Below are 8,837 nucleotides of genomic sequence, written 5' to 3'. Positions count from 1 at the left end.
GTGCTCATGTGTTCGCGCGGCACGCCAATGTTCCTCGCAGGTGATGAGTTCAGCAACTCGCAGTTTGGCAATAACAATGCGTACTGTCAGGATAATGAAATTTCGTGGCTCAATTGGGATGACTTGAAAAAGAATGAAGATTTGTATCATTTCTTCCGTTATATGATTCATTTCCGCAAAAAGCATCCGATTTTGCGCCGTCATACCCGACCGGCAAAGAGCCGCTTCCCAGAGACCAGCCTGCACGCGATGACTCCGTGGGATGCTAACTATCAGTATGATTCCCGCGTGATTGGCGTGACGTTTGCTGGACGCAATATCGAAGACACAGAAGATGATATTGTGCATATCGTGATGAACACGCATTGGGAAGGACATCAGGTCTGTCTGCCGGAACTGCCGGAGGGCAAGAGCTGGTATATTGCTGTCAATACGTTTAATGGTCCGGACAGTGACTGTATCGAAAACATGGAAGATATGCAGTGTGTGCGCAGCGGCATTCTCTGGGTACAGCCGCGTTCTGTGATGATTCTTGTGGCGCGGTAATATGACGCAGCAGGAAGTCATGAAAGAGGCACTGCGCCGCCTGTGCGTGTGGTATCAGCACGGTCATCGAGATTTGCCTTGGCGGAGAACAACAGACCCATACGCGATTTGGATCTCGGAAATTATGCTGCAACAGACTCGCGTACAGGCGGTCATTCCGTACTATGAGCGGTTTTTACAGACACTTCCGACGGTACAGGCATTGGCGGAAGTGCCGGAAGATCAGCTGCTCAAATTATGGGAGGGATTGGGATATTATTCCCGTGCCCGCAATCTGCAAAAAGCAGCGCGAACGGTTTGTACTGAATTTGGCGGCATCATGCCGCGCGACAGAGACTCGCTGCTGACATTGGCAGGCATCGGTTCATACACGGCGGGAGCTGTTGCTTCTATTGCAGGCGGGCAATGCTGCCCAGCGGTAGACGGAAATGTTCTGCGCGTCATGTCGCGGCTTTTTGCACGCGATTGGGATATTACCTCTCAAAAAGTAAAAAAGCAAGCAGAACAGGAATTACAACCGGTCATGCCGACAGATTGCCCCGGCGACTGCAATCAAGCACTCATGGAATTGGGTGCCATGATCTGTATCCCGCATGGTGCGCCGGATTGTGCGCACTGTCCGATTGCTGATTTGTGTGAAGCACAAAAGTGGGGAACACAGCAGGATTTTCCTAAGAAGAAGCCGAAAAAAGCGCGGCCGGTTGAACAGCGCGTGGTATATTTACTCTGGAACAATGGCAGAATTGCACTGCGTAAGCGTCCGGCAAAAGGTTTGCTGGCCAATTTATGGGAATTTCCCAATGTATTAGCCGGAGAAGACGCAGAGCAGGCGTTTGGCGTGTCATTAACGCACCAGATACCATTAAAACAGGCAAAACATGTATTTACTCACTTGGAATGGCATATGACCGGCGTGCAGGCGCAAACAGCAGATGGCGGCATGTTTACTTGGGTGACACCGCAGCAGTTGGAGCAGGACATTGCACTTCCCAGTGCATTTCGTGTCTATCGCGCGATTGCGCTGCAAGCATAAACAAAAGAGACAAGGAGACAACGGCAATGAAAGAGTATTACTTTGGCGTAGACGTTGGCGGAACGACCGTAAAAATGGGATTGTACAGCGAGAAAGCTGGCTGGATCAAGAAATGGGAAATTCCGACAAGAACAGAAAACGGCGGTGTCCATGTGCTGGATGATATTGCAGCGGCAGTGTATGCAGCACAGCAGGAATTCGACCTTGATAATGCTCGCACCGCAGGCATTGGCATCGGCGTACCGGGACCGGTACTTAAGAAGAGCATTGTCAATGGCTGCGTCAATGTTGGCTGGGATGTTGTCAATGTCGCAGAAGAGCTGGGCAGACGAACCGGTTTGCCGGTATATGTTGAAAATGACGCTAATATCGCCGCGTTGGGCGAGCAATGGAAGGGAGCAGGCAAAGAGTATCAGAACGTTGCTCTGCTGACACTGGGAACCGGCGTAGGCGGCGGCATTATTCTGGACGGCAAGATTGTTTCTGGATTTCAGGGCGGCGGCGGAGAAGTCGGCCATTTGCCGGTTGTGCACGACGCTGACCATGACTGCAATTGCGGAAAATCAGATTGTGTCGAGCTGGCAGGTTCTGCGACCGGCGTGCTGAGCTATGCTAAGAAGCTGCTCAGCGAGACCGAACAGCCGTCTGCTATGCGGGAAATTGAGGAGCTGACCGCAAAGGATGTCTGCGATTGCTGTGCGGCAGGAGATGCGCTGGCACAGCAGTGCATTGACCACGCGGCAGAAGTATTGGGCACGGCACTTGCCTGCATCGGCTGTATCATCAATCCGGAAGCATTTCTGTTTGGCGGCGGTATGGCAGCCGCTGGAGATGTTCTGCTGGCACCGATTCGTCGCGTATACGATGCCAAGGTATTCCCGCCGCTGCGCGGCACGCCGATTTTACAGGCAACACTGGGCAATGAAGCCGGTATCACCGGTGCAGTTCGCCTCGTACAGATTGAACAGTAAGGACTACTTAGCAAAGATAAGACCGTTCGCTGGCTCGAACGGTCTTTTTTTGTGCGTTGCCGCATAGAATGACAGGGAAGGAGGGATACCGAATGCATGGGACAATTCGGAGTGCGCTGGTGTGTGCAGGGATCTGTCTGGGAATCTTTGCAGCGGTACAGTGGCTGCGTGCAGCGGGTACGCTATCCTTCCTGCCGGAAAGCAGGGCGGGAAATGTTGTCACTGTTCTGGGCAGTCAAGTGATAGAACGAGATTGGGGAGAGCTGACGGCTGTATTTTCTCCCAGTAAATGAAGGGGCGATGGGTTGTATCGCCCTCGTTTTATGTATTCTGGGCGATATTTTGCTTGTTGGACACGCAAAATGTCCTGCCGGTGTTTGTAGTGGCGGCAGTGATCCATGAATTGGGACACGCGGCGGCCATTGTGTGCTTGGGCGGCCGCATCACGTGCATCCGCCTTCATGCGGCCGGAGCGGTTATCGTACAGGGCAAATTGCTTTCGGATACGCGCGAGTGCTTGGTATCGCTGGCGGGCCCGGCAGCGGGGCTGCTTGCTGCGATGCTGTTTGCTTTTTTGCGGCATCCGATGGGTGCAGGTGCCAATTTGGTGCTGTCCCTGTTCAATATTCTGCCGATTTTGCCGTTGGACGGCGGAGCTGCGGTGCGCAGTCTGCTGCGGCTGCTTCCGGCTGCAGCAGCGCAAAAAAGCATCTGCATCTTGCAGTGGATTTCTGTGCTGACCGCCTTTGCGCTGACCGTCTTTGGCGGTGTCCTGCTGTATCAAACCGGCAGCAATCCGACGGGATTGGCAGTAGGGATTTGCCTGCTGGGAAGCCATGTTGCTTTCTTGCGTGATACACGAAAATATGCTATCATTACAAAGAATAGAGCTGGATGAATGAGGTGATACAAACGTTCTCTGTCGGAGATCATGTCCTTCATCCCCTGCATGGTGCAGGGACGATCACATCCATTCCCATTCGACAAAACGGAGACAGACGACAAGCATATTATGCGATGCATTTGGTGTTGGATGATGCGGAACTGCTTATCCCAGTTGCGTGTGCAGCACGCATTGGATTGCGGCATATTTGCTCGAAACAGACTGCACAAGAAATTTTAGCGGGCAACATTGGCTCGCTTCCGCGACAATCTGCCAATTGGAATTGCAGACAGCGCGAAAACATGGCGCGCATTCGCTCCGGAAACATTCGACAGGTAGCACAGGTTGTTGTTTGCCTGCATTTGCGCGGCAAAAGACGGGCGTTGGCGGGAAGTGAAAAACGCATGCTCGAATGCGCAGAGAGAATTTTGTATTCGGAGCTGATGCTGGCTGTCTCTGCAACAAGAGAAGAGATAGAACAAAAGCTGGAGCCGCAGTGGAGCAAACTGCGGAAAAGATAGATCATCCAGCGACGGAAAGGAATCAACCCATGCTGAATTTACGGAAGAAAAAGATACAGGACAAGCAGCAAGCACGCGGCAAGCAAGTTTATGCCATTATTCCTGCGGCTGGATCTTCGCAGAGAATGGGCGGCGGAAATAAATTGGTAATGGAACTGCACGGGCAGCCGATTTTGTGCCGCACGTTGCAGGTTTTTGAGGCGTGCCAAGCAATTGACGGCATTATTCTTGTGTGCCGCAAGCAGGATCAGGTCACGTATGCTTCACTGTGTGCGGACTGGAATATCAGCAAAGTGCATAAAATTGTAGAAGGCGGCGCAACACGAGAGCATTCTGTGCTCAAGGGAATTCTTGCCTGCGAGAAAGAGATTGGCTATGTGGCCATTCACGATGCAGCGCGCCCGCTCATCACGGAAGAGATTATCACAGAAGCGGTAGAAACGGCGATGCGTGATTCGGCTGCTGCGCCGGGTGTTGCCTGCAAGGACAGCATTCAGGTCATCAAAAACGGCAAAATGGTGGAAAATGTCGCACGAGAGAGTGTGATTGCGGTACAAACACCGCAGTGCTTTGACATTGATTTGATTCGCGCAGCTTTGACTAAGGCTCTGGAGTCCGGCGCCAACTTAACTGATGACTGCGGTGCAGTCACGGCACTGGGACAGCCGGTTACGATTACCCAAGGCAGTTATGAGAATATTAAAATCACGACACCGGAGGATGTCTTGCAGGGCGAGGCGATTTTGAAAGGAAGACGACAAAAATGAGAATCGGTCATGGTTATGACGTACACCGTCTGATAGAGGGCAGAAAATGCATCATCGGCGGCGTAACTATTCCGTATACCAAAGGATTGCTTGGTCACAGCGATGCAGATGTTTTAACTCATGCGATTATGGATGCACTGCTCGGCGCGGCGGCACTTGGTGACATCGGACACCTATTTCCAGATCAAGATGACGCCTTTTTGGATGCAGACAGCTTGGTTTTGCTTCGCAAGGTACATGAAGTGCTGACACAGCACGGCTGGAAGCTGGGGAATCTGGATGCCACCGTCATTGCACAGGCACCGAAGATGGCACCGCATATTCAAAACATGCGAGAAAACATTGCCGCTTGCCTGCAAACCGATGTGGGCAATGTCAGCATTAAGGCGACAACGGAAGAGCATCTGGGCTTTACCGGTTCCGGAGAAGGCATTTCTGCTCATGCCGTGTGCTTGCTGGAGCCGCTCGCATGACGATTTTTATCGATGCGGACGGCTGTCCGGTCGTAGACGTGACCATTGGGCTGGCGAAAGCATATCGGGTGCCGTGTGTGATTTTGTGTGACACTTCGCATCAAATTCAACGCACGGGTGTGCAGACGATTACTGTATCCAAAGGAGCAGACAGCGTGGATTTTGCGCTGGTTAACCGCCTGCATACAGGAGATCTAGCGGTGACGCAGGATTATGGTCTGGCAGCAATGTGTCTGGCGCGCGGCGCACGCGTGCTGCGGCAGGATGGTTTAGAATATACCGCAGATAACATAGATGCTTTGCTGCTTGCACGGCATACGGCAAAAAAAATCCGCCGATCCGGCGGAAGACTGCATGGCAGTGGAAAACGTCCCAAGGAAGAAGACAGACAGTTTGAGCAGGCACTGCGGCGCGTGCTCGAACAAGTAGTTGGATAGGAGTGAGAATACAATGATTAAACCCATCAACAAGGATATTTTATTTTTACAGCAGAAGGCAGAACCGGCAACACAGGCAGATGCCGCTGTGATGAAGGATTTGCGCGACACCATGCAGGCTCATCAGACCGATTGCGCCGGTATGGCGGCCAATATGATTGGCGTCAACAAGCGTATTATCATTGTCAACTTAGGCATGACTAATCTGTTGATGCTCAATCCGGTGATTTTGAAAAAATCCGGCAAGTACGAGACCACAGAGGGATGCTTGTCTTTGCCGGGTGAGCGTGCGTGCACACGCTATAAGGAAATTACCGTTGAATATCAGGACGACCGCATGAACAAGCATGTCCAGACGTTTAGCGGCTGGGTATCTGAGATCGTACAGCATGAGATGGATCATCTGGAAGGAATCCTGATCTAATGGCACAGCGCGATTACAGCGAGCTGTTTTTTCGGCTGTCGCGTTCTCAGTTTCGCAGTCGATTTTATCTCAAACCCAAAGACCGAGATTATGTTTGGACAAAAGGCATGGAGACAGTGCGCCGTCATGCGAGTGACTTTGTGCGGGAGCGATTGGCTCCCGCTGTCATTCCGAATGATGGCAAACAAACACCGATGCGTGGGCATCCGGTCTTTATTGCACAGCACGCGACAGCCACTTGCTGCCGCGGCTGTCTGTCTAAATGGCATCATATTCCGGCTGGCGTCTCACTGACACCACAGCAGCAGGAGTATGTTGTGGATGTCATTATGACGTGGATCGAACGGGAGATGAGGGGATAATTATTCCTCCCATATCGAATACTTACATCCGCAGTAATTCTGGCGGTAAACATCGTATTCTTTGCACAGCTCAATCGAACGCTTATAGCCTTCTTTTTTCTTAAAGTCGCCGGGCAGCCAAGTGATACCATATTTTTTGGCAATTGTTTCGCCGATGGTGTTGATAAGCGGTGCGTTTTTGTGTGGGCTGATAGTGAGAGTAGTTGTCATGAGCGAAAAGCCCAGTTCTTTTGCTTTGGCGGCGGTGTAGTCCAGACGCAGCTCAAAACATTTGGTACAGCGAGCGCCGCCTTCCGGCTCTTGCTCTAAGTCGCGAATGTAGGCTTCATATCGCTCCGGGTCATACTCGCAGGGAACGGTCGGAATGCCAAAGATTTCGCACAGACGCAATTGTTCTGCCAGCCGGTGCTGATATTCTTGTTCCGGATAAATGTTTGGATTGTAATAAAACAGCGTAATATCAAAATATTTTGACAGATATTCCATGACATAACTGCTGCATGGGCCGCAGCAGCTGTGCAGAGCGAGCTTGGGTCTGTCCGTCAGCTTACTGATGATTTGATCCAACTGCTTTTGATAATTGATTTTTGGTTTGTTTTCCATAGGTAAAGACTCCTGTCTGGCATAGAATACCTCTATTGTAACACAGAAATGCAAAATGTAAATAAATTGTGTCATCTCTTGACATGCTGGCAGAATCTACTATAATAAATACAAAATCATCGTTTGCCAATCATGCTTGATGCGTTTGAGCAGAGGGCATTTTTTTTCATCAGTCGTTAGCACTCGGTGAAGATGAGTGCTAAGATTTGGCAGACCGAAAGCGAGGCATCTATTATGCTAGTTATTCCTGTATACGATTTGGCACTCCTGCCGGGAGCCAGTCTGTACTTAAAAAAAGAATATTATGAGGAGCTTGCGGGAAATCAAGCAGAGCAGGGTGCAAGTGTCATTTTCTTGATGCTCAAAGAGCACAAGCAGCGTCCGAATATCAAGCCGGAGGATATTTATCCGATTGCTGTCACCGGTATGGTGGAGTCCATTGACGATGACGGAACTGTGAATATCCGTGCGCTGACCCGTGTACGCCTGAGCCAAGCGGATATTGAAGCCAATCTTGTTCAGTTTGTCGAGTGCACAGAGATTCAGGATTTGACGCCGGAGCAGGTCGAGGAACGCTTTAAGAGCGTTCGCAGTGCGATGCTCAAGTTTAGCAATCAGTTCCAGTGGGGCGTGATTGCCCGGCAGTATATCCTTAATTGGCATTCTCTTGCTGAGATGGTCACGGCATTGTCCAGCCAGCTCAATATTTCCAGCGAAGAAAAATATCAAATTCTGGAAACCGATGTGCTGTCACAGCGTGTCGAGCTGATGGAAAAAGCACTATATGAGATGATAGAAGTCAATCGTGTCAGCGGAGAAGCACAGCAGGCAGTTACCAAATCCAATGAGATGGTATACCGCGAAGAAGCCCTCAAGCGGCAGATTGATTTCTTGCAGAAGCAGCTGGATGATATGCATCCGGAAAATGTTTCGGATGTGCGCAAATTTGAACAGGCGATTGCCCAGTCCGGCATGAATGAGACAGCGGAAAAGGAAGCCAAAAAGGTGCTCAACCGCATGAAGCAGGAAGGTAAGGACGGCCACGAATACGGCTTGTTGTATGATTACTTGGATTTCGTGACAGGATTGTCATGGAAAAAGGCTCCGTTTGAGCGCATTCAGCTCAAGCGAGCGGAAAAAATTCTTGACGAAGACCACTACGGCTTAAAGAAGGTAAAACAGCGCATCATTCAGCAGATTGCTGTCATGGCGCTGAATAAAAAGCAGTCCGGTTCGATTTTGCTGTTTGTCGGTGCACCGGGCACGGGCAAGACCAGTATTGGTCAGAGCATTGCCAAGGCACTCAAGCGTCCGTATGTGCGCGTCAGCCTTGGCGGCGTGCGTGATGAAGCAGAAATCCGCGGACACAGACGTACCTATGTCGGTGCGATGCCGGGCAGAATTATGGACGGCATCAAACGCAGCGGCGCATCCAATCCGGTTATGGTGCTGGATGAGGTGGATAAGCTGGGCAAGGATTACAATGGCGATCCGTCCAGCGCGCTGCTGGAAGTGCTCGATCCGGAACAGAACAGCACATTTACCGATCATTACATGAATGTCCCGTATGATTTGTCCGATGTATTGTTTATCTGCACGGCAAATTCACTGGATACGATTCCGGAGCCGCTGCTCAACCGAATGGAAGTCATTCAGTTCCAAGGCTATACGGCATCGGAAAAATTACAGATTGCCAAGAAGCATTTGCTCCCAAAGGCGATAGACAGCATGGGCATTTTGCCGGGCAATTTAAAGGTCTCTGACACGGCAATTCGCAAGATTATTTCGGATTACACCATGGAGGCCGGTGTGCGCGG

12 protein-coding genes and 1 pseudogene are annotated in these 8,837 nt (G+C 50.8%); 12 read left to right on the top strand and 1 reads right to left on the bottom strand.

Going from position 1 to position 8,837, the window contains the following annotated elements:
* The 11 genes and pseudogenes from ACR0P9_RS04125 to ACR0P9_RS04075 form a co-directional block, all read left to right on the top strand.
* Positions 1–546, top strand: a pseudogene (locus ACR0P9_RS04125) (glycogen debranching enzyme); the annotation flags it as partial.
* Position 547: 1 nt separating this feature from the next.
* Positions 548–1,579 carry an A/G-specific adenine glycosylase gene (gene mutY, locus ACR0P9_RS04120; protein WP_432617589.1) on the top strand — a complete coding sequence of 344 codons (1,032 nt, stop codon included), beginning with the start codon at positions 548–550 and terminating at the stop codon, positions 1,577–1,579.
* 26 nt (positions 1,580–1,605) lie between these two features.
* The gene (locus ACR0P9_RS04115; protein ID WP_432617587.1) at positions 1,606–2,550 is read left to right on the top strand and encodes an ROK family glucokinase; all 945 of its coding nucleotides are present in this window, start codon (positions 1,606–1,608) and stop codon (positions 2,548–2,550) included.
* A 92-nt stretch (positions 2,551–2,642) separates the two neighbouring features.
* Positions 2,643–2,843, top strand: coding sequence for a hypothetical protein (locus ACR0P9_RS04110; RefSeq protein WP_432617585.1), 201 nt, complete (start codon positions 2,643–2,645; stop codon positions 2,841–2,843).
* Positions 2,840–3,448 carry a M50 family metallopeptidase gene (locus ACR0P9_RS04105; RefSeq protein ID WP_432617583.1) on the top strand — a complete coding sequence of 203 codons (609 nt, stop codon included), beginning with the start codon at positions 2,840–2,842 and terminating at the stop codon, positions 3,446–3,448. Before ACR0P9_RS04110 ends, ACR0P9_RS04105 begins: the two co-directional genes overlap by 4 nt.
* Complete coding sequence (locus ACR0P9_RS04100; protein ID WP_432617581.1) at positions 3,445–3,954, top strand: CarD family transcriptional regulator; 510 nt, start codon at positions 3,445–3,447, stop codon at positions 3,952–3,954. The genes ACR0P9_RS04105 and ACR0P9_RS04100 overlap by 4 nt, the downstream gene beginning before the upstream one ends.
* A gap of 29 nt (positions 3,955–3,983) precedes the next feature.
* Positions 3,984–4,721 (top strand): 2-C-methyl-D-erythritol 4-phosphate cytidylyltransferase, encoded by a 738-nt coding sequence (gene ispD, locus ACR0P9_RS04095; protein WP_432617579.1) that lies wholly within the window; start codon positions 3,984–3,986, stop codon positions 4,719–4,721.
* Positions 4,718–5,194, top strand: a complete 477-nt coding sequence (gene ispF / locus ACR0P9_RS04090) for a 2-C-methyl-D-erythritol 2,4-cyclodiphosphate synthase (RefSeq protein ID WP_432617578.1) — start codon at positions 4,718–4,720, stop codon at positions 5,192–5,194. Before ispD ends, ispF begins: the two co-directional genes overlap by 4 nt.
* Complete coding sequence (locus ACR0P9_RS04085; protein ID WP_432617576.1) at positions 5,191–5,631, top strand: YaiI/YqxD family protein; 441 nt, start codon at positions 5,191–5,193, stop codon at positions 5,629–5,631. The genes ispF and ACR0P9_RS04085 overlap by 4 nt, the downstream gene beginning before the upstream one ends.
* A 13-nt stretch (positions 5,632–5,644) precedes the next feature.
* The gene (locus ACR0P9_RS04080) at positions 5,645–6,055 is read left to right on the top strand and encodes a peptide deformylase (RefSeq protein ID WP_432617574.1); all 411 of its coding nucleotides are present in this window, start codon (positions 5,645–5,647) and stop codon (positions 6,053–6,055) included.
* Entirely contained in the window at positions 6,055–6,417 is a 363-nt protein-coding gene (locus ACR0P9_RS04075; protein WP_432617572.1) for a DUF4186 domain-containing protein, read from the top strand. The genes ACR0P9_RS04080 and ACR0P9_RS04075 overlap by 1 nt, the downstream gene beginning before the upstream one ends.
* Here ACR0P9_RS04075 and ACR0P9_RS04070 read toward each other — a convergent pair whose 3' ends face one another.
* The gene (locus ACR0P9_RS04070; protein WP_432617570.1) at positions 6,418–7,020 is read right to left on the bottom strand and encodes an epoxyqueuosine reductase QueH; all 603 of its coding nucleotides are present in this window, start codon (positions 7,018–7,020) and stop codon (positions 6,418–6,420) included.
* A gap of 192 nt (positions 7,021–7,212) precedes the next feature.
* Between ACR0P9_RS04070 and ACR0P9_RS04065 the strand changes: the two genes are divergently transcribed.
* A partial coding sequence (locus ACR0P9_RS04065) for an AAA family ATPase (RefSeq protein WP_432617568.1) occupies positions 7,213–8,837 on the top strand: 1,625 nt, incomplete at its 3' end.

Source organism: Butyricicoccus sp. (genome assembly GCF_050872565.1).
In the GTDB taxonomy this organism is placed as follows: Bacteria; Bacillota; Clostridia; order Oscillospirales; family Butyricicoccaceae; genus Butyricicoccus_A.
This window is presented reverse-complemented; position numbering and strand designations above follow the sequence as displayed.

Coding starts and splice junctions, on each gene's coding strand:
- mutY (WP_432617589.1), top strand. CDS start 548: ATGACGCAGCAGGAAGTCATGAAAGAGGCACTGCGCCGCCTGTGCGTG.
- ACR0P9_RS04115 (WP_432617587.1), top strand. CDS start 1,606: ATGAAAGAGTATTACTTTGGCGTAGACGTTGGCGGAACGACCGTAAAA.
- ACR0P9_RS04110 (WP_432617585.1), top strand. CDS start 2,643: ATGCATGGGACAATTCGGAGTGCGCTGGTGTGTGCAGGGATCTGTCTG.
- ACR0P9_RS04105 (WP_432617583.1), top strand. CDS start 2,840: ATGAAGGGGCGATGGGTTGTATCGCCCTCGTTTTATGTATTCTGGGCG.
- ACR0P9_RS04100 (WP_432617581.1), top strand. CDS start 3,445: ATGAATGAGGTGATACAAACGTTCTCTGTCGGAGATCATGTCCTTCAT.
- ispD (WP_432617579.1), top strand. CDS start 3,984: ATGCTGAATTTACGGAAGAAAAAGATACAGGACAAGCAGCAAGCACGC.
- ispF (WP_432617578.1), top strand. CDS start 4,718: ATGAGAATCGGTCATGGTTATGACGTACACCGTCTGATAGAGGGCAGA.
- ACR0P9_RS04085 (WP_432617576.1), top strand. CDS start 5,191: ATGACGATTTTTATCGATGCGGACGGCTGTCCGGTCGTAGACGTGACC.
- ACR0P9_RS04080 (WP_432617574.1), top strand. CDS start 5,645: ATGATTAAACCCATCAACAAGGATATTTTATTTTTACAGCAGAAGGCA.
- ACR0P9_RS04075 (WP_432617572.1), top strand. CDS start 6,055: ATGGCACAGCGCGATTACAGCGAGCTGTTTTTTCGGCTGTCGCGTTCT.
- ACR0P9_RS04070 (WP_432617570.1), bottom strand. CDS start 7,020: ATGGAAAACAAACCAAAAATCAATTATCAAAAGCAGTTGGATCAAATC.